Source organism: Protofrankia sp. CiP1_Cm_nod3 (assembly GCF_982290655.1).
In genome coordinates this window covers 6,085-29,382 of record NZ_CEVIVD010000056.1, presented here as the reverse complement: position 1 = coordinate 29,382, position 23,298 = coordinate 6,085, and the positions used below count along the sequence as shown (strand labels likewise).

General features: G+C 69.1%; 30 protein-coding genes. 7 read left to right on the top strand and 23 right to left on the bottom strand.

Annotated features, from left to right (window positions below; translation table 11 throughout):
- The 7 genes from AC5LUJ_RS12925 to AC5LUJ_RS12895 all read right to left on the bottom strand — a co-directional run.
- The coding region (locus AC5LUJ_RS12925; RefSeq protein WP_493464989.1) for an ATP-binding cassette domain-containing protein at positions 1-1,106 on the bottom strand (1,106 nt) is incomplete at its 3' end.
- 335 nt (positions 1,107-1,441) lie between these two features.
- Positions 1,442-1,831 (bottom strand): type II toxin-antitoxin system VapC family toxin, encoded by a 390-nt coding sequence (locus AC5LUJ_RS12920; protein WP_250282685.1) that lies wholly within the window; start codon positions 1,829-1,831, stop codon positions 1,442-1,444.
- The gene (locus AC5LUJ_RS12915) at positions 1,828-2,115 is read right to left on the bottom strand and encodes a type II toxin-antitoxin system Phd/YefM family antitoxin (protein WP_250282687.1); all 288 of its coding nucleotides are present in this window, start codon (positions 2,113-2,115) and stop codon (positions 1,828-1,830) included. Before AC5LUJ_RS12915 ends, AC5LUJ_RS12920 begins: the two co-directional genes overlap by 4 nt.
- 101 nt (positions 2,116-2,216) lie before the next feature.
- Entirely contained in the window at positions 2,217-2,411 is a 195-nt protein-coding gene (locus AC5LUJ_RS12910; protein ID WP_445548440.1) for an SUMF1/EgtB/PvdO family nonheme iron enzyme, read from the bottom strand.
- Positions 2,412-2,446: 35 nt separating this feature from the next.
- The gene (locus tag AC5LUJ_RS12905; protein WP_250282689.1) at positions 2,447-3,403 is read right to left on the bottom strand and encodes a WD40 repeat domain-containing protein; all 957 of its coding nucleotides are present in this window, start codon (positions 3,401-3,403) and stop codon (positions 2,447-2,449) included.
- Between the two features lie 28 nt (positions 3,404-3,431).
- Positions 3,432-4,742 carry a serine/threonine-protein kinase gene (locus AC5LUJ_RS12900; RefSeq protein ID WP_493464988.1) on the bottom strand — a complete coding sequence of 437 codons (1,311 nt, stop codon included), beginning with the start codon at positions 4,740-4,742 and terminating at the stop codon, positions 3,432-3,434.
- Between the two features lie 3 nt (positions 4,743-4,745).
- Entirely contained in the window at positions 4,746-5,144 is a 399-nt protein-coding gene (locus AC5LUJ_RS12895; protein WP_250282695.1) for a hypothetical protein, read from the bottom strand.
- 99 nt (positions 5,145-5,243) lie between these two features.
- Here AC5LUJ_RS12895 and AC5LUJ_RS12890 point away from each other — a divergent pair, with 99 nt between their 5' ends.
- Positions 5,244-6,380 (top strand): sensor histidine kinase, encoded by a 1,137-nt coding sequence (locus tag AC5LUJ_RS12890; RefSeq protein ID WP_250291767.1) that lies wholly within the window; start codon positions 5,244-5,246, stop codon positions 6,378-6,380.
- On the top strand, positions 6,377-7,033 hold the full coding sequence (locus AC5LUJ_RS12885) for a response regulator transcription factor (RefSeq protein WP_250282698.1): 657 nt from the start codon (positions 6,377-6,379) through the stop codon (positions 7,031-7,033). Before AC5LUJ_RS12890 ends, AC5LUJ_RS12885 begins: the two co-directional genes overlap by 4 nt.
- A 329-nt stretch (positions 7,034-7,362) precedes the next feature.
- Here the strand turns inward: AC5LUJ_RS12885 and AC5LUJ_RS12880 are convergent, their stop codons facing one another.
- Positions 7,363-8,346, bottom strand: coding sequence for an Rpn family recombination-promoting nuclease/putative transposase (locus tag AC5LUJ_RS12880; protein WP_250282701.1), 984 nt, complete (start codon positions 8,344-8,346; stop codon positions 7,363-7,365).
- 634 nt (positions 8,347-8,980) lie between these two features.
- Between AC5LUJ_RS12880 and AC5LUJ_RS12875 the strand changes: the two genes are divergently transcribed.
- Positions 8,981-9,262, top strand: coding sequence for a hypothetical protein (locus tag AC5LUJ_RS12875; protein ID WP_250282702.1), 282 nt, complete (start codon positions 8,981-8,983; stop codon positions 9,260-9,262).
- 51 nt (positions 9,263-9,313) lie between these two features.
- Here the strand turns inward: AC5LUJ_RS12875 and AC5LUJ_RS12870 are convergent, their stop codons facing one another.
- From AC5LUJ_RS12870 to AC5LUJ_RS12820, 11 genes are all read right to left on the bottom strand, one after another.
- Complete coding sequence (locus AC5LUJ_RS12870) at positions 9,314-9,838, bottom strand: MerR family transcriptional regulator (RefSeq protein ID WP_250282705.1); 525 nt, start codon at positions 9,836-9,838, stop codon at positions 9,314-9,316.
- Between the two features lie 95 nt (positions 9,839-9,933).
- A complete protein-coding gene (locus AC5LUJ_RS12865) occupies positions 9,934-10,989 on the bottom strand; it encodes an NADP-dependent oxidoreductase (protein ID WP_250282707.1) in 1,056 nt (351 codons plus the stop codon).
- A gap of 224 nt (positions 10,990-11,213) precedes the next feature.
- Positions 11,214-11,894 carry a formylglycine-generating enzyme family protein gene (locus tag AC5LUJ_RS12860; protein WP_250282709.1) on the bottom strand — a complete coding sequence of 227 codons (681 nt, stop codon included), beginning with the start codon at positions 11,892-11,894 and terminating at the stop codon, positions 11,214-11,216.
- 88 nt (positions 11,895-11,982) lie between these two features.
- A complete protein-coding gene (locus AC5LUJ_RS12855; RefSeq protein ID WP_493464992.1) occupies positions 11,983-13,446 on the bottom strand; it encodes an AAA family ATPase in 1,464 nt (487 codons plus the stop codon).
- 75 nt (positions 13,447-13,521) lie between these two features.
- Complete coding sequence (locus AC5LUJ_RS12850) at positions 13,522-13,761, bottom strand: hypothetical protein (RefSeq protein WP_250282714.1); 240 nt, start codon at positions 13,759-13,761, stop codon at positions 13,522-13,524.
- Between the two features lie 232 nt (positions 13,762-13,993).
- Positions 13,994-15,139, bottom strand: coding sequence for a Fic family protein (locus tag AC5LUJ_RS12845; protein ID WP_250291769.1), 1,146 nt, complete (start codon positions 15,137-15,139; stop codon positions 13,994-13,996).
- A 313-nt stretch (positions 15,140-15,452) separates the two neighbouring features.
- On the bottom strand, positions 15,453-16,022 hold the full coding sequence (locus AC5LUJ_RS12840; protein ID WP_250282719.1) for an HAD-IA family hydrolase: 570 nt from the start codon (positions 16,020-16,022) through the stop codon (positions 15,453-15,455).
- A gap of 475 nt (positions 16,023-16,497) precedes the next feature.
- A complete protein-coding gene (gene hepT, locus AC5LUJ_RS12835) occupies positions 16,498-16,920 on the bottom strand; it encodes a type VII toxin-antitoxin system HepT family RNase toxin (RefSeq protein WP_250282722.1) in 423 nt (140 codons plus the stop codon).
- A gap of 3 nt (positions 16,921-16,923) precedes the next feature.
- Complete coding sequence (locus AC5LUJ_RS12830; protein WP_250282724.1) at positions 16,924-17,316, bottom strand: nucleotidyltransferase domain-containing protein; 393 nt, start codon at positions 17,314-17,316, stop codon at positions 16,924-16,926.
- 180 nt (positions 17,317-17,496) lie between these two features.
- The gene (locus AC5LUJ_RS12825; protein ID WP_493464987.1) at positions 17,497-17,961 is read right to left on the bottom strand and encodes a flavodoxin family protein; all 465 of its coding nucleotides are present in this window, start codon (positions 17,959-17,961) and stop codon (positions 17,497-17,499) included.
- Between the two features lie 277 nt (positions 17,962-18,238).
- Positions 18,239-18,541 carry a hypothetical protein gene (locus AC5LUJ_RS12820; RefSeq protein WP_493464986.1) on the bottom strand — a complete coding sequence of 101 codons (303 nt, stop codon included), beginning with the start codon at positions 18,539-18,541 and terminating at the stop codon, positions 18,239-18,241.
- Between the two features lie 33 nt (positions 18,542-18,574).
- Between AC5LUJ_RS12820 and AC5LUJ_RS12815 the strand changes: the two genes are divergently transcribed.
- The gene (locus AC5LUJ_RS12815) at positions 18,575-19,867 is read left to right on the top strand and encodes a cysteine desulfurase-like protein (RefSeq protein WP_250282730.1); all 1,293 of its coding nucleotides are present in this window, start codon (positions 18,575-18,577) and stop codon (positions 19,865-19,867) included.
- Between the two features lie 69 nt (positions 19,868-19,936).
- Here AC5LUJ_RS12815 and AC5LUJ_RS12810 read toward each other — a convergent pair whose 3' ends face one another.
- On the bottom strand, positions 19,937-20,161 hold the full coding sequence (locus AC5LUJ_RS12810) for a flavodoxin (RefSeq protein WP_250282732.1): 225 nt from the start codon (positions 20,159-20,161) through the stop codon (positions 19,937-19,939).
- 124 nt (positions 20,162-20,285) lie between these two features.
- On the opposite strand from AC5LUJ_RS12810, the gene AC5LUJ_RS12805 reads away from it, so the two are divergent.
- The 3 genes from AC5LUJ_RS12805 (at position 20,286) to AC5LUJ_RS12795 (ending at position 21,153) form a co-directional block, all read left to right on the top strand.
- Positions 20,286-20,573 carry a type II toxin-antitoxin system Phd/YefM family antitoxin gene (locus AC5LUJ_RS12805; RefSeq protein ID WP_250282735.1) on the top strand — a complete coding sequence of 96 codons (288 nt, stop codon included), beginning with the start codon at positions 20,286-20,288 and terminating at the stop codon, positions 20,571-20,573.
- Positions 20,563-20,850 (top strand): type II toxin-antitoxin system RelE family toxin, encoded by a 288-nt coding sequence (locus AC5LUJ_RS12800; RefSeq protein WP_250282737.1) that lies wholly within the window; start codon positions 20,563-20,565, stop codon positions 20,848-20,850. The genes AC5LUJ_RS12805 and AC5LUJ_RS12800 overlap by 11 nt, the downstream gene beginning before the upstream one ends.
- Before the next feature lie 153 nt (positions 20,851-21,003).
- The gene (locus AC5LUJ_RS12795) at positions 21,004-21,153 is read left to right on the top strand and encodes a hypothetical protein (protein WP_250282738.1); all 150 of its coding nucleotides are present in this window, start codon (positions 21,004-21,006) and stop codon (positions 21,151-21,153) included.
- Positions 21,154-21,203: 50 nt separating this feature from the next.
- Here AC5LUJ_RS12795 and AC5LUJ_RS12790 read toward each other — a convergent pair whose 3' ends face one another.
- The 3 genes from AC5LUJ_RS12790 to AC5LUJ_RS12780 form a co-directional block, all read right to left on the bottom strand.
- Positions 21,204-22,175 carry an Rpn family recombination-promoting nuclease/putative transposase gene (locus AC5LUJ_RS12790; RefSeq protein WP_493464985.1) on the bottom strand — a complete coding sequence of 324 codons (972 nt, stop codon included), beginning with the start codon at positions 22,173-22,175 and terminating at the stop codon, positions 21,204-21,206.
- Between the two features lie 81 nt (positions 22,176-22,256).
- Positions 22,257-22,472: a flavodoxin gene (locus AC5LUJ_RS12785; RefSeq protein ID WP_493464984.1), complete on the bottom strand. Its 216-nt coding sequence runs from the start codon at positions 22,470-22,472 to the stop codon at positions 22,257-22,259.
- A gap of 171 nt (positions 22,473-22,643) precedes the next feature.
- Positions 22,644-23,298, bottom strand: a 655-nt coding sequence (locus AC5LUJ_RS12780; RefSeq protein WP_493464983.1) for an Rpn family recombination-promoting nuclease/putative transposase, incomplete at its 5' end; no start/stop codon positions are given.

Here is a 23,298-nt window from a genome sequence, read left to right as displayed (position 1 = left end):
TTCACCGGCCCGAGGGTGAAGGGGCCGCGCTGGACGACCGCGTCACGCAGCGTCGCGACGACCGCGCCCGAGCGTGGCGCCGCGCCGATGGTCATCCGCAGCTCCCACTCCTTGCGGGGCTCCGCGACCACCTCCAGGCGTTCGATCATCCGCTCGGTCTGGCGGGCCTTCGCGGCCTGCTTCTCCGACGTCTCGCCGCGCAGGTTCCGGCGGATCTTGTCGTTGTCGCTGGCCTTGCGACGCGCGTTGCGGACGCCCTTGTCCATCCAGGCCCGCTGCATGCGGGCGCGGGCGGCCAGCGCGTCCCGCCGGGCCGCGTACTGTTCGTAGTCCTCGCGGGCGTGGCCGCGGGCGCGGGCGCGTTCCTCCAGGTAGGACTCGTAGCCACCCCGGTAGAAGGCGATCTGGTGCTGGTGCGCGTCGATCTCCAGGATGGACGTGACGGTCCGGCTGAGGAACTCGCGGTCGTGGCTGACGACGACCGTCCCGGCCGGCCGTCCGGCTACGAACGACTCCAGCCGCTCCAGCCCGTCCAGGTCGAGGTCGTTGGTCGGCTCGTCGAGCAGGAAGACGTCGAACCGGCTGAGCAGCAGGGCAGCGAGCCCGGCCCGGGCGGCCTGGCCGCCGGAGAGCCCGGTCATCGGCGCTGTCAGGTCGATCGCGAGCCCCAGGTCGGCGGCGGACGCGTCGGCCCGCTCGGCGAAGTCGGCACCGCCGAGCGCCAGCCAGCGTTCCAGCGCGTCGGCGTAGGTGTCGGCCGCGCCCGGCTCGTCGTCGGTCAGCGCCCGGGTGGCCGCGTCCATCCGGCGGGTCGCCTCGGCGACACCGGTCCGCCGGGCGAGAAAGTCCAGCACGACCTCGCCCGGACGCCGCTGCGGCTCCTGCGCGAGATAGCCCACGGACGCGTTCGACGGCGCCAGCCGGACGCTGCCGGCCGCCGGCGCGTCGAGCCCGGCGAGGATCCGCAGCAGGCTGGACTTGCCGGCCCCGTTCGGCCCGACCAGCCCGACCCGCTCCGCCGGCCCGACGACCAGGTCAAGATCGTCGAACAGGTTCCGGCCACCGCGAGCAGCCGCAACCTCCTTGGCAACAAGCGTCGCGCTCATCCCACCGACCACCTCCCAGGCATCATCCAACCAGTGCCAGGAGAGACCCCTCGATCCGTGGACGGCGGACGGAGGCCCGGACGAATCGCGGGACTGACGACGAGCCGCGACGCCTTCGTTCCGGCAGGCCCACAGAGCATGCTCGATGACGTCGAGGGCGGAGCACGCCACAGATCGGCCCGACGCTCCAACGCGGCCGGGGCGGTTCACCGATCGGCTGTAGGCGCGGAGACACCCTTGCCCGAGCTATTCGCCGCCTCGGCCTGGGACTGCTCCGCCGGCGGCGCTGGACGAGCCGACACAACCCGGCTCGCCGTAGCAGCACTGCCGCGGGCTCAGACAGGCACCGCGACGTTCAGGCGTTCCTGAACGGCAGCGGCAGAAAGACGTTTGTCGTAGCTGACGAAGACCAGCGACGGCGCATCGAGCCGCAGCGCCGTCGCGAGATGAAGAGCGTCCAGCGAACGCAGCAAAGGATCTGTCAGGGCCGCGGCTGCGACGATGACCGGCTGGTCGATGGGCACGAGCGTGACGCGAGACAGGACATCAGGCACCTGGGGAAGCGCGGCGGGATCGCTGCGGCGCAGTGCGCGGGTCACCTCCAGCACGGCGAGCGCGGATGACACCGAGACGCCCGGCCGGGCGGCCAGCCAGGATCGCAGCGCGTGTGTTTCCTGCTCCGGATGGACCAGCTTCACAAGCGCACTGGAATCCAAATAGATCACGGAGATTCCTCGCGCAGTTCAGCGACCACGTCCGTGGAGTCGCGCCCGTCCCAGGCACCGGTGGGAGCCGGCTCGGGGAGATCAGCCAGGCTCGCCGTGGGGACGACGACACGCCCCTCCACAACAAGTTGATCCAGGTAGTCGCTACCAGTCTGGGTCAGCTCCGGTACCAGTCTTGCCCATGGCCGCCCGTTGCGAGTGATGATGATCGACTCCCCCGCGTGAGCGCGATCGACCCAGGTACCCACGGCATGGCTGAGATCCCGCATACTGACGGTAGTCATACCATGAGTCTAACAGGTGTTAGACAGCCGGTCTGATCATAGCGGTGCCGCCTGGATCGCGGCGGTGGCCGGGCAAGAGCCCCAGCCGCGCGACACGTGCGTCAGCGGAGAACGGACCGCGCGACGCGAAACCCCACGTCGTCGACCTGGAAGTTCGGATGGCCGCGGCGGCGCACGGACGCCCGGCAGCTCCAGTGCTGATCGAACCACCCTCCGCCACGTAGCACCCGCCCGTAGCAACGCTTGGCTTGTGGTCGAGTTCGCGAGCCCGATATGGGCCGCCGACGCTCTGCCATGACCGGTCCGCAGGGGCGGTGGCGTGGCCATCGCTTCACACCACCGCCCACAGGCTCACGGTTCCGTCCCTTCCGGCGACGGCGATGTTCTTTCCGTTGGGGGAGAACACGACGCACTCCACCCCGGCATTGTGGCTGGTCTCGACGTAGCGGACCGGCTCCACCGGGTTCGCTACATCCCACACCGTCAGCTTGACCCGAGGATCCTCGACGGAGGTGACGGCGACGGCCAGGTTCAAGGAATCCGGCGAGAACGCAAGCGAGTGGATATAGTAGCCCTTTCTCGTGTAGTCGTTTGTCGCGACCCGGGCTGGTCGGCGCGGTTCTTCTACGTCCCATATCTCGAAACCGAGGAGAGTTCCGACCGCCAGCATGCGCCCGTTTGGCGAGAAGGTCAGCTTGGGCTTGAAGATGTCGTCGAGGCGAAGGCCGGAGGGGAGGGTGGCTATCCGGGGTGCCCGACCGGCGGTTGACGTGTCCCACAGCGCGAGGAGGCCGTCATGGCTGGACGCCAGCATGCCCAGGTCAGGAGTGAAAGCGAGCCCGCCGATCGCCTTCGTGACGTCCAGCGTGGCTGTGGGTGCGGGCACGGGGGGATCCGCCACCAGGTCGAGCACCGCCACCTTGAATCCTCCGGCCATCGCCAGGGAGCTATCGTCCCGGGAGACCGCCAGCGACGACGGCGACGGAAGATCGGTGGATAGGATTTCCCAGGTGGATGTTGAGTTCGTGAAATCCCAGCGGACCGCTCGCCTGCCGCTGGTGAAAAGCCTCGGCTGGTGTGCTGAGAACACGATCGTGCTCACGTCGTCGACCTGTTCGGAAATCGTCTTGACACGAGTAGGGAGACTCGGGTCCGACAGGGACCAGAGAATCACGGTGTCATCCGCGCCCGCAGTCGCGATAACCGTGCTGTCGGGCGAGAAGCTCGCCGTCAGCACCCGTCCGTCGTGGCCTGCGAGGGTGGCGAGGTGCTTCAGCTTGGCGGGCACCGGGCTGGGCGTCGCGAGTGCCGTCGAGCTACGCGGAGACAGGGTTGGTATGACGTTGCGCGGCTTTGGGCTGTTGGGCCGGCTGTCGGGCCGGGTGACCACGACGGCAGAGGCCGCGGAAACCGCCGCGAGGAGCAGCGCGACAGCGGCGATCCAGGGGCGACGCGGGAATCTCCGTTGGCGGCTGGCCGGTGCGGTGAGTGGCCGGGACAGGGCCGCGAACGGCCGGCCGCGGCGCCGTGCGGCGGGTCCGGCGACCAGCCGGGTGATTGTGGTGATCGTGGAGGTGACTGCGCCATACCTGTGGCCACGGTCGGGAACGGCGCCGCGTCGGGAGGGACAGTCGGGGGAGCCTGCGAGGCCGGCAGTGACAGGGGAACCGGTGGGTCCAGTGGTGCCGGGTGGCGCGGTAGCAATAACGGTACGTGCAGAGCTGCGAGCGGGGGTATGGCCTGGCCTTCGGCGGCCTCGCGGACCTCGGTACTGAGACGGGGCTGGATGCTGGTCCGGGAGAGCCAGCCTGGCCGAAGGCTGGCGGTGGCCGCGTGGGCGAAACTGGCCGCGAAGTAATGGGCGCTGGGGTGGCGCTGGGCCGGGTCCTTCGCCAGTGCGCGCATGACGACATCCGCCACGGCGTCTGGCACACGCCGGCCGGCCGGGCGGGCATGACGTTCAGATGCTGGTGGTAGAGCGCGTGGAGGGGCAGTTTTGGGTCGAACGGTGGCGCTCCGGTCAGCAGCTCGTAGAGGACGACGGCGAGGGCGTAGATGTCGGTGGCTGGTTCGAGCCGGCCGCCGATGATCTGTTCGGGGGCCATGTACTTCGGGGTTCCGGCCACCATGCTGGCGGTCGCCGCCGATCCCTTGAAAATCTTTGCGATTCCGAAGCCGGTGACTTTCAGCAGGCTGTTCGCGTCGAACAGGATGTTGTCCAGCTTGACGTCGCGCTGTAGCACCCCCAGGGCATGCGCGCAGGTCAGGGCCTCGGCGACGGCCAGCCCCACCGCGCAGGAGTCCTCCAGGGAAAGGCCCGTTCCGCGCCGACGGGTCAGAGTCCCGCCGGCCAGCAGCTCCATGATGATCAGACAGAGGCCGTCATGCTCGATGTAGTCGTAGACCCGGACGACGTGTGGGTGGTCCATAGTGGCCAGCAGCCGGGCCTCTGCTTCGAAGCCGGCCTCGGCGCCTTCGTGGGCCGCGGCGAGGATCTTGACCGCTACCTCGCGGTCCAGGCGGCGGTGCCGGCCAGCGAGCACCAGGCCGAAGTTTCCGGCGCCGAGTTCGGCACCCAGCTCGTAGACGGGTAGCGCGGCTGTCACCCGCGCGCGGTCGATCAGCATCGGTCAGGCCCGTTCGCCGGCCTGGACGTCGTGGATTACGCTGCCCTCTCGGTTGTAGGTGACGATGAGAAGCGTCCGACCGGAGCCGAAATCCGCCCACGGCAGCGTGCTCGTGGTCGCCTGCACCACCTTGACCGGCTGACCGAGCTTGGCGACGACCGCGGCATGGGAGTCACTCCACTGGAGGCCGCGCGGAAGGTCCCCCTGGTAGGCGCGGGTTCCGCCGATGCCTGGGCCATACATCTTGACCTGATGGATCCGGCCGCTGTCCCTGTAGAACAGGATGGTCCCGGCCAGTCTGCACTGGCGCTGGGAACCGTAGAGCTCGCACCCGTTCTCGGTCGAGTACCTGACGATCAGCGGATCGTTGACCGACCTGCCGAGCAGTTCCGTGTAGCTCACCCCGCCGGACTGGCCGGACTCCGAGTTGAAGGACTGACCGGAGCCGGACTGACCAGACGCCGAGTCGGAGCCCGGGCCGGGCCGCGGGCGATCCGACTCGTGGGAGGGACCGCAGCCAACGGCCGCGAGCGGTGGCAGCGCCGTCTGGCTGTCGCCTCCGCCGGCTCGCTGGCGGTCCTGGTTGCGACGACGGACCTGTTCCCCAGCTCCTATGATGACGTCATCCCCGACGGCGAGTCGCCGCTGCGGCTCCCGGACTGGCTGTACCTACCGCCGTTCGCCGTGGCCGCGGTCGTCTTCGTGGTGTCGTTGGTAGCCATCTGGGCGCACACTGCCGTCCGTCTGGCGCGGGCGGCCGGCGCGGAACGGGCGCAGCTCGCCTGGCTGGCCGCCGCGGTCGTGCCGGTGTTCGGCGGCACCTTCTTCCTCGGCCGTGCCCAGCTCGCGCTGCTCAGCTGCCTGCTACCGGTGGCGATCGCGGTCGGCGTCTTCCGGCACAACCTGTTCGGCATCCAGGTCGTGCTGCGCCGCACCCTGGTCTACGCCGTGCTGACCGCCGCTGTCAGCGGGACCTACCTGGCGGTGACCGCCGCCGGCGGCACGGGGCTCGGCGGCGGCGGGCTGCCCGGTGTCCTCGCGGCGGCGCTGGTGGCCGTCGGGCTCACCCCGGCTCGGAACCGGCTGCAGCACCTCGTCGACCGGTTCGTCTACGGGGACCGGCGCGACCCGATGCAGGCCGTCGCCCGGCTGGGCGACAGTGTCGCGGCGACCGACGAGCCGGAGCTGCTCCGCGCGGTCGTGGAGGGCGTCCTGCGGCCCGGCGCGCTCGACGAGGCCGGCCTCGTCGAGGCGCTGCGGCGACACGCGGGCACCCTGGCCGCGCGGCTGCCGGTCAGGGTCGAAATAACTGGCGAACTACCGCGGCTGCCCACGGATGTGGAGAACGCGGCCTACCTGATAGCAGTCGAAGCACTGACCAACGTGGTCCGCCACGCCGACGCCGGCGCCGCGACAGTCCGGCTCACGGTCGACAGCGGGGCCGAAGCGCTCATCCTGGCCGTCCAGGACAACGGCCGAGGAATCACCGGGGCACCGCGACCGGTAGGTGTCGGGATCGAGAGCATGACGCAACGCGCCACGAACCTCCGTGGAACGCTGGCATTCATCGATGCCCAGCCCGGGACCATCGTCCTGGCCACACTCCCGCTGGCGGGCCAGCCACGGAGGGCAGCATGACCACACCACGGGCCGAGCGGCCGATCCGGGTCGTCATCGCGGACGACCACCCCATGTACCGGTTCGGGCTCGGCGCGGCGCTGGAGGCCACCGACGAGGTCGAGGTCGTCGGCGACGCCGCCGACGGACAGGAGCTCCTGGAAGCCGTCGCCCGGCACACGCCGGATGTCGTCCTCACTGATCTCACCATGCCCAAGATGGACGGGACCGAAGCCGCCCGCCAGATCGGCGAGCGCTTCCCGTCCGTCGCCGTCCTCATCCTGACCATGCACGCCGACGACAACGCCCTTCAGGCCGCGCTCGATGCCGGCGCGCTCGGCTACCTGCTCAAGAGCGCCGACCGCGACGACATCGTGCAGGCGGTACGGTCGGTCGCCCGTGGCCACGCCTTCTTCGGCGACGGGATGGCCCGCCGGCTGATCGGACTACGCGAAGCCACCAGACCCAACCTTCCCTTCCCACAGCTGAGCGCCCGCGAACGCGAAGTGCTTACACTCGCCGCGGCAGGAGACGGCAACCGGCAGATCGCCGGCAAGCTGTTCCTCGCCGAGAAGACCGTGCGCAACCACATCTCGCAGATCCTGGTCAAACTGGCGGTTCCGGACCGGACCGCCGCCATCATCAAGGCCCGCGACGCCGGCCTCGGCCGCTGACGCCGACGGCCGGCGGCGGGCTCTCGCACGCCCGTCGGCCGCGTCATCGCCCTGTCCGGCCCACGAGGAAACGGTCGAACAGGTTCCGGCCACCGCGAGCAGCCGCAACCTCCTTGGCAACAGGCGTCGCGCTCATCCCACCGACCATCTTCCAGCGCTTCCCAGCGTCAGCGAGCCGACGTCAGCCGGCCGAGGCCGAACGGAACGACGCCGCGGTGCCGCGAGGTCACGGACACACCGACGAACCCCTCGGCCCGTGGGCGGAGGATGGGGATCTCCACACAGATCACCAGATCGACGGGCAGGGCTCGCCGTGGCGTGGCAGCCGGTCAGCGGAGGAGCTGGTCGAGGGTGTCAGCGGTCAGGACGCGGGCGGTCCAGGTCTGGAGCTGGTCGGCGGAGGCGTTGCGCACGGTGGTGAGCACGGCCTCGGGAAGCGGGCCGAACTTGAGAGTCAGCTGCTGGACAAGCGTCTCGACGCGGCCTTCCTGACGGCCTTCCTGACGGCCCTCCTGACGGCCCTCGGCACGAAGCATCTCTGCGATGGTCATGTAGGTCTCCTCCGCCTCCGGACCAAGAGCGACGATCAGATCATGCAACTGGTCACGGGCGTCCGCCTCGCCGACCAGCTCAATGTAACGCAGCAGAGCGGCGAACTCCTCCCTGCCGTCAGGGCCCTCGAGAACCGCGCGCAGTTCGTCCACCCACGGCCAAAGGTCCAGACCCAGCCGGGGATTGCCAGGGGCGATCTTGAGAAGGAGCAGGGTGAGCCGCACCGAATGGGTCAGCGGCCGCTCCCGCAGCACCCGCTCGTCGACGCGAACCAGATCGTCAAGGAGGAACTGGAACCGGGGCAGGTGCTCCCCCCAGGCGTCGGTGAGCTCCGGGTCCAGGTCGACCAGGTCAAGCACCTGAACCGGGGCGGTCCATGCATGCTCGTTGTGGTGCACGACCAGCGGGACCACCACCGGCAACCGAACCGCTCCGGGATGATCGGCCAGATAACGATCCCAGACACGCACGACGTAGCGCAGCATCCGGAACGCCATGAGCGGATCGTTACTGCTCTGATGCTCGATGAGAACGTAGATGAACGCCTCACGACCGTCGAGCGGAGCGGTGAACAGCAGGTCAGTATGCCGCCACCGCAGCGTGGCATCGACCAGACTGCCAGGAACAAGGACCAGCCGATCGAGGTCAAGCCGCTCGACGAGAGCCGACGGCAACGTCGCACGCAGCTGCGACGCCGCGTTCGACGGCGCACCGAGGATCCGGCGAAACACCGCGTCATGCGGCGAGGACGAACTCGACATAGCGGCACCGTACAGACGCGCACCGACATCTAATTCCGGTAGCGGGATCTCGGTGCCGTTCCACCTCCGCCACCCCGACCTGACGGCCCTCCCGATGCCTCGACGACTCACACGGGGAACGATGGAAAGACAGGCCAACCGCCGCCGACACGAGGCAACCATGTAGGCCGCACGTTGCCGAAACGAGGCCTCGGATGAATCACAGGGCTGAACCGCTGGTCTCCCACGTGGGCACGGCCATCCCGGGTAGCCGCGGCACGACCAAGATTCCGCACACTCACAGTAACCACAGTCGAGATCCAACAAGCGCTGGACACACCGCGCATGCGGAACGACCGGACCGCTGGGAGCAGGCGGGTCCGTATGGATGGGAGCCCCAGCACATATCACCCGAGGACCTGCGGTTCGATGGACTGGCCCGTGAGCTCGCCTCTCGCCCTGTGTCCGCGGGTTTACGCGACGCCATCACACATTCACACATACCCCTGTCGTGGGCGATGTGATACTCGACATCACCGAGGCCCTCTGGCTGACGGTGTGCTTCGAGGCCAGCGCATGGACACGTAGCCCCTCGCCACACAGGCCCGGGAAAGAGCACCGGATCAGCCCCGTCATCTAAACCGCCCGCCAGGAAATGGACGTCACCGGCAGGAAGTGGCGAGCGAAACCGGGTGTCGACGCCCCGTTGGAGGAGTTCAGGAGGCTCGGTTACGAGTACTGGAAACAAATAGACGATCATCATGCCACCGGTGACCCGAAGGAGCGGATGCCTCGCGGGAGAAAAGACGTCCGGGATGACCTGAAAGATGTAACGAAAAGCCTCAAAGCCATTGGCGTCCCGGGGTACTACATAATGAGTAATCGCGGCCGCCTTACCCGCGGCGATGGCGAACGGATTATGGCCGAGGTCTCATGAATTTCGGCAGGATACGGCGGCGCGCTGGCAGCGGACGGCCAGCAATCCTTATCACCTGACGTTTTCCGGTGTGGTACGTACCAGGTCGGTTGTGAGCGTGGGCATGTTCGTCTCGGCCACGGCGACCACGCCATCCCCCTCGTTCACCAACGTCATCGCTGCCGATACCGAAGAACTGCCGTCCACATTAGCCATCGTATCGTCATCCATGCTGTTCACCGTCAGTTCGGGGAGGCGGCTCGCCAGGCGGTTGCGGAGCTGGGTCAGGGCGGCAATGCGTTCGTCGAGTGAGGCGAGGCGGCGAGCGGCGACCGCCAGCGCGTCCTCGCACATCGGCGCCGGACGGAAACGGGCCGGCAGCGGGCGGTCGAGAAAACCCAGGAAGGAACAGGTGTCCCGGACGGTGAACCCGCTCGCGAGCAGCTTGCGGATGTTGTCGACCCGGGTGACGTCCGCGCTGCCGTAGAGCCGGTAGCCGCTGGGGGCACGCCGTGGGCTGAGCAGCCCCTGCTCCTCGTAGTACCGCAGCGTGCGCGTGGTCGTACCGGCCGCGCGGGCCAGTTCACCGATCCGCATGGTTCTCACCTCTCCCCCACGCCGGCCCCACGCCGGCCCCGACACTTCTCCGACGTCTCCCCGAGGCTTCCCCGGGTAACGGTAGCCGGGCGGGTCTACCGCGACAGCCGGACGACGACCTTGCCGGTGTACGCGCCACCCAGCATGTCGACGAAGGCCCGCGGGGCGTTCTCCAGGCTGTCGACGACGGTCTCGTCGAGGTGGAGGCGTCCCTGCCGGAGCCACTCGGCGACCTCGGCCCGGGCCTGGTCCGTCCGGCTCAGGTGGTCACTGGTGAGGAATCCCCGCAGTCTGAGCCGCTTGGCGATCGCGAGGACCAGGTTCGACGGCCCGGCCGCGCCGGCACCGCCGTTCTGCGACGCGAGCGCTCCGCACAGCGCGATCCGGCCGTGCGGGTTCATCACCTCGATCGCAGCCTCGAGCTGCGGGCCGCCGGTGTTGTCGAAGTACACGTCGACGCCGCCGGGAGCGGCCTGCCGGAGCCGGTCGGCGAGCTGGCCGTCGTGGTGGTCGAACGCGGCGTCGAAACCGAGTTCCTCGACCAGGTGGGCGGCCTTGGCCGGCGAGCCGGCGCTGCCGACGACCCGGCCGGCACCCTTCAGCCGGGCGATCTGGCCGGCAAGGCCGCCCACCGCGCCGGCGGCTCCCGAGACGAAGACGGTGTCCCCGGCGGTCAGCCCGGCAACGTCGACCAGCCCGGCCCACGCCGTCAGATACGGCGCGAGATGCGCGGACAGCGTCGGGAAGACCCGGCCGTCGACCCGGCGGAACCGCGCCGCGTCGGCGACCGCGTACTCGCGCCACCCCATGCCATGGTGAACCAGATCGCCGACGGCGAGATCCGGACTGGCGCTGAGAACGACCTCCCCGACGGCGTCCCCGTCCATCACCGCGCCCACCGCGTACAGCGGAATCGGCACACCGACGTCACTCATCCGTAGCCGCGCTCCCGCGTCCAGGGACAGGAACAGATTGCGCACGAGCACCTGCCCCGCCGACGGCGGCGGGACCGTCGTCCTCACGAGAGCGAAGTCAGCGGGAGTGGGCGTCCCAACGGGACGGGCGGCCAGGTGCACCTGCCAACCAACGCTGTCCCCGGCGAGAGCCGGCGGCTGGTCCGAAACAACGGAGGACGACTGGAATCCGGTCATGTCGCCGGACGCTAAACCCTGACGCGGACGTGAAGGTCAACCCTTTCCGCCAGTCTCCATCATGTGGCCGCACCCGGGATAACTCCGGCCACGCCACTCATCCAGCGCGCGCCCGGGCCACAGCGCTGGCGACGCTGACCGGGGCGATACGACTCGGATCGCTGTGACGGCGCTGCCCGCAGACCCCGGCGGGGCGTCCGGCGATCGAGGCAAAGACGCGTGCGTCAGCGGGGAACGGACCGCGCGACGCGGAACCCCACGTCGTCGACCTGGAAGTTCGGATGGCCGCGGCGGCGCACGGACGCCCGGCAGCTCCAGTGCTGGTCGAACCACCCTCCGCCACGCAACACCCGGTATGTGCCGTAGACCTCGATGTCGTAGATGTCCCAGCACCAGTCCCAGACGTTACCCAGCATGTCGTACAGGCCCCACGGGTTGGACTGTCTGCCACCCACTTCGTGGATGCGCTCGTCCGAGTTGGCGCGGTACCAGGCGATGTCGTCGAGCGGACCATACCGTGGGCCTGTGGTGCCGGCACGACAGGCGTGTTCCCACTCGGCCTCGGTCGGCAGCCGGTACCCGTCCGCCGAGAGATCCCATTCGACATCCTCGCTGCCAGCACGGATGTCGTACGCGGGGGCCAGCCCCTCGTGTTGTGACATCGCATTGCAGAACCGGACGGCGTCCCACCAGGAAACGCTCTCGACGGGCAGCCGGTCCCCCCGGGCGGCGCCGGGCCGCTCACCGGTGACCTGTGCGTACCGCGCCTGGGTGACCGGAAACGCGGCGAGATGGTATGGCGCGAGCTCGACGGACCACCGCCGCCGCGTTCGCCGGTCCGACAGCGTCACCCGCCCGGCCGGGACAGCGATCATCGCGTCTTCCACGTCCGCCTTCACGGCCATGATCCTAATGAGTTCGTCGCAACGACGGACCGTGCCGGTGACACACAGACGGAGAGGCGAGGGCGAGCGCGGCGAGGGAAGGCGCCCGTCAGATCGGCTCGTAAAGGTCTGCCGGGCCGACGAGCAGGATGTCCGGTGACTGGCCGGCGGCCGCGACCAGTTGTTCACTGAAACCCGCCACGCTGAAACAGGCGAGTCGCGCGGTGGCCGCACCCGGGCGGTCCTGGGCGCTGAGCAGTTCCCGGATTCTCCTGAGCCGTTCCAGGTAGGCGAGGCCCATGGTGTCGCCCCACTTGGCCTCACCGATCATCAGGAGACGTTCCTGGTCGTCGTCATAGCCGAAGGCGACGACGTCGAGTTGATGGCTGGTGGGGGCGGACGGGTCGTTGACGACGCCCGTGGCAACCCGGCTGACGAGACCTCCACCGAATCGTTCCGGCGCGGCGTGGTGCGCGGTCCAGGATCGGCACACCCGCTCGAAGTGCGGCCCGAGGACGTTGCCGACGAAACGGCGCTGGCCGATCTTCCAGAGTTGGGCGAGCCGGCGGGTACCGCGTGCGTGCTCAAGATCGGACCACATGGGTCGCATCACGGCGTGGTAGAAGGTCACCAGCGGCTCGGCGATGCGGAACTGCGTGCGGTTGTCGCGGAACGCGTCCGGCTCCCGAGTGATCAGTCCACAGTCGGCCAGGACGGTGAGCGGATGGGCGAGATCCCCCGACTTCCGTCCGAGGTAGGACGCGATCCCGCCACGTGACGCGTTGCCCTCGGCGATCGCGGCGAGAACCGAGTGGTAGAGCGCGGTATCACGCAGGTCCGGCTCGTCGGCGAGCAGGTAGCGGCCCTCGCGGAAGAGTGCGCTGGTCGGCGAGAGCACGGTACGGGTTACCCAGGCGTCGAAGTCGTCGGGGCCGGCTGGAGTGTCATCGCGGGCGAACTCGCGGCGGTAGGCCGGGGTGCCGCCGACGATCGCGTGGACCTTCAGCGCGGTCACGGGGTCGTCGACGCCCCAGAACCGGGCCGCGAGCTGGTGGTCGAGCGTCGCGACGACGAGTTCGAGACCGGCCCGGCCACGCAGCGGTGCACCGCCCGCGAGCAGGCCGCCCATGAACGACATCGCGGACCCACAGAGCAACAGGCGCGTGCGGCTCTCGTCGCGCTGCGAGCGCCGCGGCGCCAGCACATTCTGGATGATCGACGGCAGCCGCGGGTTCGCCCGGACAAGGTACGGGAACTCGTCGATCACCACCGGCATGGCACGCTCGCGGCCCAGTTCGAGCAGGGCGTCGAACACGGGGTACCAGTCATCGAACATCAGCGGCGCCGGCGCGCCCACCCGATCGGCCAACGCACTACCGATCCGGCGCAACGACTCGCCGTCCGTGGCCTCGTCCGCCCCGAAGAAGAACCCACCGGTGGCCTCGCACAGCGCGCGGAGCAGGAACGTCTTGCCCTGCCGACGCCGGCCGGACACAACCCCCAGTGTCGCGCCGATCGCGTCGTCCGTCGCGAACCGTGTCAGCGCGTCCCACTCGAACTCCCGGTCGAACATGTCCACCGGACGCTCCAGCGTAACCAATCAGCCACTCCCCATCGATTCTCGTAAGCACAGTTATCATAACCGTACTTATGAGAGCCGGGCCTTCGAGACACGGCTGCGAACACGATCGCTGATCTCCTGGCGGCGCAGCGTGCGCTCGACCGTTCGGGCGGTCGTCCGACCGCTCCAGGCGTGGAGGGCACCGAACGGGTGGGCGCCGGCGGACGTGTCCTCCTGGATCGGCAGGTTCGACCATGACGCTATGTTGGCCAGGACGGCACGAACCTCCTCGCACTCGAAGCGCTCCATGATCACCTGCTCGGGCAAGCTGAGGAACACATGCGCGGAGCCGCGGGTGACACGACGGCTCCCTGGGGTGGGGCGGGATCGCCTGTTGAGGGTGTGCTTGACCCGCCGGAGAGCGGCGGCGCTGTGAGTCGCCAGCTCGCTGCCCTTCCCATAGCAGGGTCGGCCCCCGGTCTGGTTGACGCTCGGGGTCTGCGGTGATCAGGCCGCGGCCGAGCCAGCACCCTGATCATCAGGGATACGGGCCAGGGAATCAGTCGACGCCGTAGGGGTCGCGAAGCGGCTGGGCGGTGATCGCGACGCGGACGGAGCGCTCGGCCTGGGCGGCGGGGCCGGCGGCGAGGTAGCGCTGCGTGCGGCCATGGCCGGCCTCCTCGATCAGGCCGGCGGCCCTGAGCCCCTGCAGGTCGCGGATCGCCTGGTCGCGGGTCAGCCCTTCGTCGCGCATGTAGGTGGCGCGGCGCGCGCCCTCCGGCCGGGTCGCCGCGTAGAGGGCGGCGACGGTGCGCTCGCCGAGCCCGGCGGCCGCTACCTGGTCGGCCAGCACTTTCCAGATTTCGGCCGCGATGTCGAGGCGGCGTTGGACCAGCTGGGCCTGCAGGTGGTGGGCGCGCAGGCAGAAGCGCAGCCAGCCGTGCGCGTCGCGCTCCGGCTGGAAGCTCCCGCCCTGCGCATCTCCAAGCGCCGCGTAGTACATCGCGGTGTTGTGGGGGGACGATCCGAGCCACTCCTCGATGCTGGAGAACTCCGGCGCGAGGATCAGCTGCCGGGCGAGCACCAGTGTGTGTAGACAGCGAGCCATCCGCCCGTTGCCGTCACGCCATGGGTGGATGCTGACCAGGTTCAGATGTGCCATCGCGGCCCGGACGAAGACCGGGGCATCCTGGTCCCCGTTCTGGAGCCACTGGCACAGCTCGTCCATGAGCTCCGGCACGCGCTCGGCATCCGGCCCGGTGTAGAGCGGCGGGTTGTCCGGCGCGCCGGACACCCAGATCGGCCCTGCTCTGTACCGGCCGGGCGACCTGTCAAGGTCACCGCGAAGCATCATGAAGTGCAGTGCCGACAGCAGTATCGGGTGGAACGCGAAGACCTCGAACCGGGCGGCCTGGAGCACGTAGGTCAACGCTTCCGCGTAGCCGGTGACCGCGGCACGGGTCTGCGCGTCGTGTGCCGTCGGCATCTCCTCGCCAGCCGCCACCGCCTCGGCGTCCGCCACGTCGACGGTGTAGCCCTCGATCGTGTTCGAACCCCGGATCGCGCCCGCGATCAGGCTGCGCCGCAGCTGCCCCAGCCAACGGCGCGGCTCGACGACCTGGTGGCGCAGCTCGCCGCGGAACCGCTCGAGCTCGGCCAGCACGCGCTCGTCGGCCGCGTCGACCTCCGGCACACGAAACAACATGCGACAACGCTACGCGCCTCGTCGCATCGATGAGCGATGGGAGGCGTTGCCGGCAGACGTTCCACTGTCGGGGGCAGCCGGCTCCGCCGCGCCGGTCCGATGCTCGGATGTCGAGGGTTTGCTAAACTTCGCGCTGTGGACGAGTGGGGGTCCGCGTCATTTTCGTCGTCCAGGCCCTCGGATGCCGGATCCAGATCACCGCCGTCTTCGGCGACGACCTGTACATCCTGCGCAGCACCGACACCCCCGCCGCGTGAAAATCGACGAACCGCACCCAACTCATCACCTGGAGCAGGCGGCCTGGCGCAGACCATCAGATCGCCAGGCATGCCTCGACGTCCGCGATCGCCTGCGCGGTGGCACGGAAGAGAACCGGCTGCCAACCGGCCGCGCGAGCGCCCTCGACGGCCGCAGGGGTGTCGTCCAGAAAGACCATGTCGCCTGGAGCGGCTCCCAGCCGCTCGCACGTCAATGCGTACACCCGCGGATCCGGCTTGGCAAACCCGACCTCGTGGGAGTACACGATCACATCGGTGACGTCTGCGAAGCCATAGCGTTCCTGCTCACGCTCGCGCGCACCGACGAAACTGTTACTCAGAATTCCAGTGCGAAATCGCGGCCGGAGCCCCCGGAACCATGCGAACAGTTCGACGTTCAACGTCCCCAGGTATTCCTCCCACACGAGAGTCCAGAAGCTGGTCAGCTGGTCCTCGGGGACACTCAACCGTGTGCGGGCCGCGGCGATCACCTCAGCCTCTGACATCGTCCCCACCGAGCCCGCGAGGAGAACGTCATGCAGGCGCTCGAGAACAATGCCCGCCGCCAGCCCCGCCTCCTGCTCCCATCGCCGCACCCATCCCGTCGGCGGCGTCACCTCCAGCACACCCCCGATGTCAAGAACAACGCACCGCGTACCCATTCGTCGGGTTCCTTTCCAGTGTCGGCACCAGCACCAGTGGCCATCGACGGCCGTCGCGTCGTCTCGCAAAGACGAACAGCCGTCCTTCCCTGACGATCTTCCTGGCCCGTCCAGATCACACGGGCATCAGACCGGCCGCGACCGTCGCCCCGAGTTCCCAACAGGCCGCGCAGGCGTTTCCATTTCAGACCGGTCGTGATGGTTTCGACACCGCGGCCGGCGCCGGTCATGTCGCTGCCGCCATGGACGTGGAGTGCGTACGGCCGGCCGATAGTCGCCTCAGGGCACGGATAGTAGATCTGGTCGCAGAAGCGCCCGGAACTCGGGTGCATCAGCTAGCTACATTACGTGACAATGAGGTTGGCCTCCACGTCCAGCGGAACCCGGTTGTCCTGTGCCGTCGTCAGGGGTCGGACCGCGATCGCGCCCGGGCCCCCGGCTACGCCCCGGCGACAGACACGTACGCCGCTATTTCCCGGACGAATTCGTCAAGATCATCAAGGGCGTTCAGCCGAGCAACGACGATCTCATCGTTGACGTCGATGTAGTCGTGGACGAGGACGTTTCTGAAGCCGACAGCCTTGCGGAGCGACAGCGCGAGCGCAGAGGCCAGCGCTCCATGGACGCCAAGGAGACGGACCGCATCGCCGTTGTCCGCCGGCGGTCCCCAGCCCTGCGTCGCACAGATATGCTGCGCGACGTCGACGCAGGCCTCGATCGCCGTCACGAAGGTGTACTTCACCCCGCGCAGCCAGATCGGGTCCGCGCGGCGCTCATCGCTGGCATCCGACTCGCGGCGGAGCACGGACAGGTCGTCGGTGATCGCGCGGAGCAGGCGTAGCACCCGGGCCTCGTCGACCACCTGCTATGCGCTCCGGTCCAGAAGAGCTGCGGCGAACTCGCGGTGCGCCCGAGTGATCCGCGGGAGTTCGTCGAAGTAGATCTTTCTGGTCATCGCCTCCCAGCGCACCCGCGCGGCCCGGTCGTCCTCGAAGAGCAGCCGCCCGCCGGCCGCGACTCTGCCCGCGAGCTCGAGCGGCGCGTTGTCGAGGACAAGGAGGTCGACGCCGGGTGGCAGGAGTATGTCGAAGGAGTCCGGAGGCCGCGGCCCGCCGAAGTAGGCGGCGATATCGATGTCCGATTCCGCCCGCTGGCACCCGACGGCGCGGCTGCCGTGCAGATAGGCGAACTGGGCGCCTGCCTGACGCAGCACGGCGACAGCGTCACGCGTCGCGATGCCAACGAGCGTCTCGTCCATGCCCCGATCCTCGCAGACACGACAACCGCGCGGCACTCGGTTTCGCCCGCGTCGCCGGTCCGCACCGGGCGGGCGACGGCGTCGTGGACGATCAGGAGGATGGGCGTCTCGACGATGCGATGGCTTCGGTCGATGCCGTGTGCCGCCCTTGATCTACCACAGTACGTCGGTTGGCTCACATCAGTCGAACATCAGTGATGCGGCCGCGGTGGCTCCGAGTTCCCGGCACGCCTCTCGGCCCACGACGTCTACCTCGCCGACGATCGACAGCGGCTCGCGCAGGCGCTTCCACCTCAACCCGGTCGCGATAGCCTCGACCCCGCGGATCGCTCCGGTCGTGTCGCTGTTGCCATGGACGTAGAGGGCGTACGGGCGACCAACCGTTGCTTCCAAGATCGGATAGTAGATCTGGTCGAAGAAGTGTTTGAGCGCGCCGGACATGTAGCCGATGTTCGCCGGCGTGCCGAGGAGGTAGCCGTCGGCGGCGAGCACGTCGACAGCCGTCGCCGCCAAGGCCGGCTTGACGACGACATCGACGCCCTCGATCGCCTCGTCTCGGCTACCGGCCAGCACCGCTTCCAACATCACTTGCATGGTCGGCGAGGGCGTGTGGTGAACGGTCAGCAGGGTCGGCATCGCGACCATGCTATGGCCCTCGGCAGCCGCCAGGTGGCCACCATGCCGGTCGCCTCGTGGTCATGACCTACCGCGCGCCCGGTTGGCAGGTGGTGGCACAGGGGCGGGACCACACGTCGCCACACCCGACCAACCTGCCCACACCACCCACCACACAACCCCCTTCAGCTCCTTCAGCGGAACGAGTGTGTAAGTGGCTGCTGTGGCAGCCACTTGTTTCCTCATTACCATGATCTTCTTCTTCGCTTCGGACGGGCAGGGGCTTCGCCACGCCGAGTGATCGCGGTCAGCCGGGATGGGGTGTCTCGGCGCGTGCCTTCTGAAGTGCGGCCGCCCACCAGGCAAGCTGGCTGAACATCGTCTTGGCGTAACCGGGTGCGTCCGGGCCGGTCGGCCGGCCGGCGTCCCAGGTCACGAAATAGTTCGGGAATTCCAGACCGTCACGGATGGTCACCGCGTGCGGCTCGGTGAGGACGTTCTCCAGGTGCAGGACCGCGTGCCGGCCGCCCGCCGCGCCCCCGTGACACCTCGTCCATCGGCCCCGTGACCGGCACGGCTCCGCCGGCCCTCCTCCTGAGGCCCTGATCACCCGCGGTCCCGTGCCGATACGGACGGCCCGACGGTGACGAACGGTGCTGGCAGGCTTGGGGTGGTGACCGAGCCCCACACCGTCCCAGACGCCGCTACCGCTTACGGCATCGCCGCCTACGACGTCGCCGCGGTCCGCAGCCGCTTCCCGTCACTCGCCGCTGGCGCCGCCCACTTCGACGGGCCGGGGGGCTCGCAAACTCCCGATGTCGTGGCGCGGGCGGTCCACGACACGCTCATCCGCCCGCTGGCCAACCGTGGCACCGTGACGCTCGCCGAGCGCAACGCCGAGGACGCAGTCGTCGCCTGCCGTACCGCCCTCGCCGACTTCCTCGGCGTCGAGCCGGACGGCGTGATCTTCGGTCGTAGTATGACGCAGAACACGATGGACCTCGCCCGCACGATCGCGAAACGGTGGGGTCCGGCCGACGAGGTGGTCGTCACACGGCTCGACCACGACGGCAACGTCCGGCCCTGGGTGATCGCCGCGCGGGCGGTCGGGGCGACGGTCCGGTTCGCCGACTTCGACCCCGAGACCGGCGAGCTCGAGCCGGACCAGATCGAGCGTGTCCTCTCCCCCGCCACGCGGCTGGTCGCGGTCACGGCGGCCTCCAACCTGATCGGCACCATGCCCGACATCGCCGCGATCAGCCAGCTGGCCCACACCGTCGGAGCCTGGCTGCACGTCGACGCTGTGCACTACTCGGCGCACGCGGCGATCGACGTACCGGCCCTCGGCGCCGACTTCTACGCCTGTTCCCCCTACAAGTTCCTCGGCCCCCACTGCGGCGTCACCTACGGCAGGCCCGATCTCCTCGAGCGGCTTTCCCCCGACAAGCTGTGGCCCGCGACCGATGCCGTGCCCGAGCGGTTCGAGCTCGGCACCCTCCCCTACGAGCTGATGGCCGGCACGACGGCAGCCATCGACTTCCTTGCCGACCTGGCGCCCAGCGCGGCCGGCGCAGGCGCGGACCGGCGCGGAAGGCTCCTCGCTTCGATGGCGGCGCTTCAGGCTCGCGAGGACGTCCTACGCGAACGGATCGAGACGGGGCTGCGCCAGCTGCCCGGGGTCACGCTCTGGTCACGAGCGGTCCGCCGCACGCCAACCCTCCTCACGACCTTCGATGGCCATGACCCGCAGGACATCCGGGCTTTCCTCGGCGAGCGCGGGATCAACGCCCCCGCTGGCTCCTTCTACGCCTACGAGGCCTCCCATCGGCTCGGCCTCGGTGACGCCGGCGGTCTGCGGCTCGGGCTGGCGCCGTACAACGACGACAACGACATCGACCGGCTGCTTTCGGCGCTGAGGGAATACTTCGGCCGCTGAGCGGATCGTGCACGAACCTCAGGGACCGCATGCCGCGGTGTCGCGTCGGCGGACGGGCGTCAGCCTTCGTCAGGCTGGCAGCGGCTGTGGCCCGAGCTCCCGGCAGGCCTCGTGCCCGGCGGCGTCCACCTCGCCGATCACGGCCAGCGGGTCAAGCAACCGCTTCCATCTCAGGCCGGTCGTGATGGTCTCGACGCCGCGGACGGCACCGGTAGTGTCGCTGCCGCCGTGGACGTGGGGTGCGCCGGACCGGCCGACGGTCGCCTCGAGGTACGGGTGGCAGATCTCTCGCACGCGAGCGGTCGACCGGCGGGTGAGCCGCTCCGCCCGGCGCTGGGCAGGCCGCCGCTCCCGGTCCGCGCCTCGGCCTCGATCACGAGATCGACAGCGGACGGCCGAAAGACTAGAATTCTGGTCTATGCAGACGCTGCCTCTCTCGGACGTCAAGGCCCGGCTGTCAGAGATCGCCGACGAGGTCGACCGCACACACGAACGTGTCCACATCACCCGCAACGGCCGCGAGTACGTCGTCCTGATGTCGGCCGAAGATCTGGCGTCCATGGAGGCAACACTGGAACTCCTCTCCGATCCAGCGGCCGTGGCCAGGATCAGAGCGGCGGACGAGGCCGTCGCCGCCGGTGACGTGACAACCGGCGCGGAAATAGCCGCGATCATGCGGCGACGACACGAGCAGCGTGAAGGCTGACGGCGCAGGGCCGCCCTACCGGCTGGTCCTCTCGCCCGGCGCTCGCCGCGCCCTGAGCCAACATCTGCCGGAGGCGGCGGCCTTCGCGGCGTGGGAGCTCATCTCCGGTCCGCTGCTGGATCGTCCACGCGTCGTCGGAAGCCCCCTGCGCAAGCCCTTCGAGGGGCTGTGGCGGGCGCGACGGGGTGAGTACCGTGTCCGCTACCGGATCGACGACGGCACTCGGGAGATACAGGTCCTCGACATCGACCACTGCCGCGGCGCATACCGTCCCTGACATCCCAGCGGCATTTCCTCACGGTGCGCACCACAAAGTCGCGTACGCCGCACGGTCACACCACGTGTCGCATGGGGCTCGCCGCCGCTGTCGATCGGAGGCCCTGTCCAACGCCCTCCCGATCCTCGTCGAGTGCGACGAGGACGCTGTCTGGTGCGCGCATGCGCAGCTGCGTCCAGGTGTGGGTGCCCATACGAGGGGGCCACCGGGCAGGACGGGTTGGACGACCTGCGCGAGACGCTCGTCGGCCTGATCGAGGAGCTCGGGATTCCCCGGGAGGTGTCCGTCACCGCGGCGGCCTGATGCCGCCGATCGTCCTTGAACCGTACAGGCCCGTCGTGGCGGGCTGCTGGTCAGTCGAGGAGCTGATCGAGCGTGTCAGCGGTCAGGACCCGGGCGGTCCAGGCCTGGAGCTGGTCGGCGGAGGCGTTGTGCACGGTGGTCAGCACCGCATCGGGAAGCGGGCCGAACTTGAGGGTCAGCAGCTGGACCAGCGTCTCGGCGCGGCCTTCGATGCGGCCTTCGACGCGGCCTTCGGCGCGGAGCATCTCCGCGATGGTCATGTGGGCCTCCTCCGCCTCAGGGCCAAGAGCGGCCATCAGGTCGTGCAGCTGGTCACGTGTGTCTGCCTCCCCGACCAGCTCAATGTAACGCAGCAGCGCGGTGAACTCCTCCCTGCCGTCAGGGCCTTCCAGGACCGCGCGCAGCTCGTCCACCCACGGCCACAGGTCCTTCGCCAGCCGAGGATTCCCCGGGGCGATCTTGAGAAGGAGCAGGGTGAGCCGCACCGAGTGGGTCAGCGACCGCTCCCGCAGCTCCCGTTCGTCGACACGGACCAGGTCGTCGAGGAGGAACTGGAACCGGGGCAGGTACTCCCGCCAGGCGTCGGCGAGGTCCGGGGCGAGGTCGACCAGGTCGAGCACCTGGGCCGGCGCGGTCCACGCCTGCTGGTTGTGGTGCACGACCAGCGGGACCACCGCCGGCAGCCGGGTCGCCTTGGGATGATCGACCAGGTAACGGTCCCAGACACGTACGACGTAGCGCAGCATCCGGAACGCCATGAGCGGGTCGTTGCTGCTCTGGTGCTCGATGAGGACGTAGACGAACGCCTCACGGCCGTCGAGCGGGGCGGTGAAAAGCAGGTCGGTGTGCCGCCACCGCAGCGTGGCGTCGACCAGGCTGCCGGGGACTGGTGTCAGCCGGTCGAGGTCGAGCCGGGCGACGAGGGCCGGCGGCAGCGTCGCGCGCAGTTGCGACGCCGCGTTCGACGGCGCACCGAGGATCCGGCGGAACATCGCGTCGTGGGGCGTGGACGGACTCGACACGGCGACACCGTACAGGCGAACACCGACATCCGGGACGGCGCCGCACGCCAGGATTCGATCCACACAGCCACGGAGGCGGCCTCAACCGGCCGCCAGGCTGGCGGCGACGGTGGCGCCGAACTCCCAGCAGGCCTCGCGCGCGGCGGCGTCCGCCTCGCCGATCACGGTGAGCGGCCCGCGCAGGCGCTTCCACTTCAGGCCGGTCGTGATCGTCTCGACGCCGCGGACCGCGCCGGTCGTGTCGCTGTTGCCATGTACGTAGAGTGCGTACGGACGACCAGTCGTCGCCTCAAGCACGGGATAGTAGATCTGGTCGCAGAACGTGCAGAAAGTCGCGTGCGTCGCGCGGTCACGCCGCGTAGAACACTTGTTCGCCGCCGCGTCGCGGCGAACCTTTACGGACGCGTGAGGGACCTCGATGACCGACTCGCGGCGTGCCAGGGTCGGGCCTCGCGGTGTGCCTGCAAGTCAGCGGAGGAACTGGTCGAGGCTGTCGACGGTCAGGACGCGGGCGGTCCAGACCCGGAGCTGGTCGGCGGAGCCGTTCCGCACGGTCGTGAGCACCGCCTCGGGAAGCGGGCCGAACTTGAGCGTCAGCAGCTGGACCAGCGTGTCAGCACGGCCCTCGACACGGCCCTCGGCGCGGTGCAGCTCGGCGATGGTCATATATGCCTCCTCCGCGTCAGGCCCAAGAGCGATGATCAGATCACGCAGATGATCACGGGTCTCCACCTCCCCGACCAACTCAATGTAACGCAGGAGGGCGGCGAACTCCTCCCTGCCGTCAGGGCCGTCCAGGACCGCGCGCAACTCGTCCGCCCACGGCCACAGGTCCTTCCCCAGCGACAGATTCCCCGGAGCGATCTTGAGGAGGAGCAAGGTCAGCCGCACCGACGACGTCAACGGCCGTTCCCGCAGCACCTCCGCGTCGACACGGACCAAGTCGTCGAGAAGGAACCGAAACCGAGGCAGGTAATCCCGCCATGCCTCGGTCAGACCCGGGTCCAGATCGACCAGATCGGCCACCTCGACCGGCGCCGTCCAGGCATGGTCATTGTGATGCACGACCAGCGGGACCACCGCCGGCAGCCGACGCGCCCTTGGATTATCGGCCAGATGACGG

Bases quoted from the DNA above. Each gene is read 5' to 3' on its own strand.
- AC5LUJ_RS12885 (WP_250282698.1), top strand. From the start codon at position 6,377: ATGACCACACCACGGGCCGAGCGGCCGATCCGGGTCGTCATCGCGGAC.
- AC5LUJ_RS12875 (WP_250282702.1), top strand. From the start codon at position 8,981: ATGGACGTCACCGGCAGGAAGTGGCGAGCGAAACCGGGTGTCGACGCC.
- AC5LUJ_RS12880 (WP_250282701.1), bottom strand. From the start codon at position 8,346: ATGTCGAGTTCGTCCTCGCCGCATGACGCGGTGTTTCGCCGGATCCTC.
- AC5LUJ_RS12860 (WP_250282709.1), bottom strand. From the start codon at position 11,894: ATGGCCGTGAAGGCGGACGTGGAAGACGCGATGATCGCTGTCCCGGCC.
- AC5LUJ_RS12855 (WP_493464992.1), bottom strand. From the start codon at position 13,446: ATGTTCGACCGGGAGTTCGAGTGGGACGCGCTGACACGGTTCGCGACG.
- AC5LUJ_RS12830 (WP_250282724.1), bottom strand. From the start codon at position 17,316: ATGGACGAGACGCTCGTTGGCATCGCGACGCGTGACGCTGTCGCCGTG.
- AC5LUJ_RS12825 (WP_493464987.1), bottom strand. From the start codon at position 17,961: ATGGTCGCGATGCCGACCCTGCTGACCGTTCACCACACGCCCTCGCCG.
- AC5LUJ_RS12900 (WP_493464988.1), bottom strand. From the start codon at position 4,742: ATGCTGATCGACCGCGCGCGGGTGACAGCCGCGCTACCCGTCTACGAG.
- AC5LUJ_RS12865 (WP_250282707.1), bottom strand. From the start codon at position 10,989: ATGACCGGATTCCAGTCGTCCTCCGTTGTTTCGGACCAGCCGCCGGCT.
- AC5LUJ_RS12870 (WP_250282705.1), bottom strand. From the start codon at position 9,838: ATGCGGATCGGTGAACTGGCCCGCGCGGCCGGTACGACCACGCGCACG.
- AC5LUJ_RS12805 (WP_250282735.1), top strand. From the start codon at position 20,286: ATGCAGACGCTGCCTCTCTCGGACGTCAAGGCCCGGCTGTCAGAGATC.
- AC5LUJ_RS12845 (WP_250291769.1), bottom strand. From the start codon at position 15,139: ATGTTGTTTCGTGTGCCGGAGGTCGACGCGGCCGACGAGCGCGTGCTG.
- AC5LUJ_RS12910 (WP_445548440.1), bottom strand. From the start codon at position 2,411: ATGGCAGAGCGTCGGCGGCCCATATCGGGCTCGCGAACTCGACCACAA.
- AC5LUJ_RS12915 (WP_250282687.1), bottom strand. From the start codon at position 2,115: ATGACTACCGTCAGTATGCGGGATCTCAGCCATGCCGTGGGTACCTGG.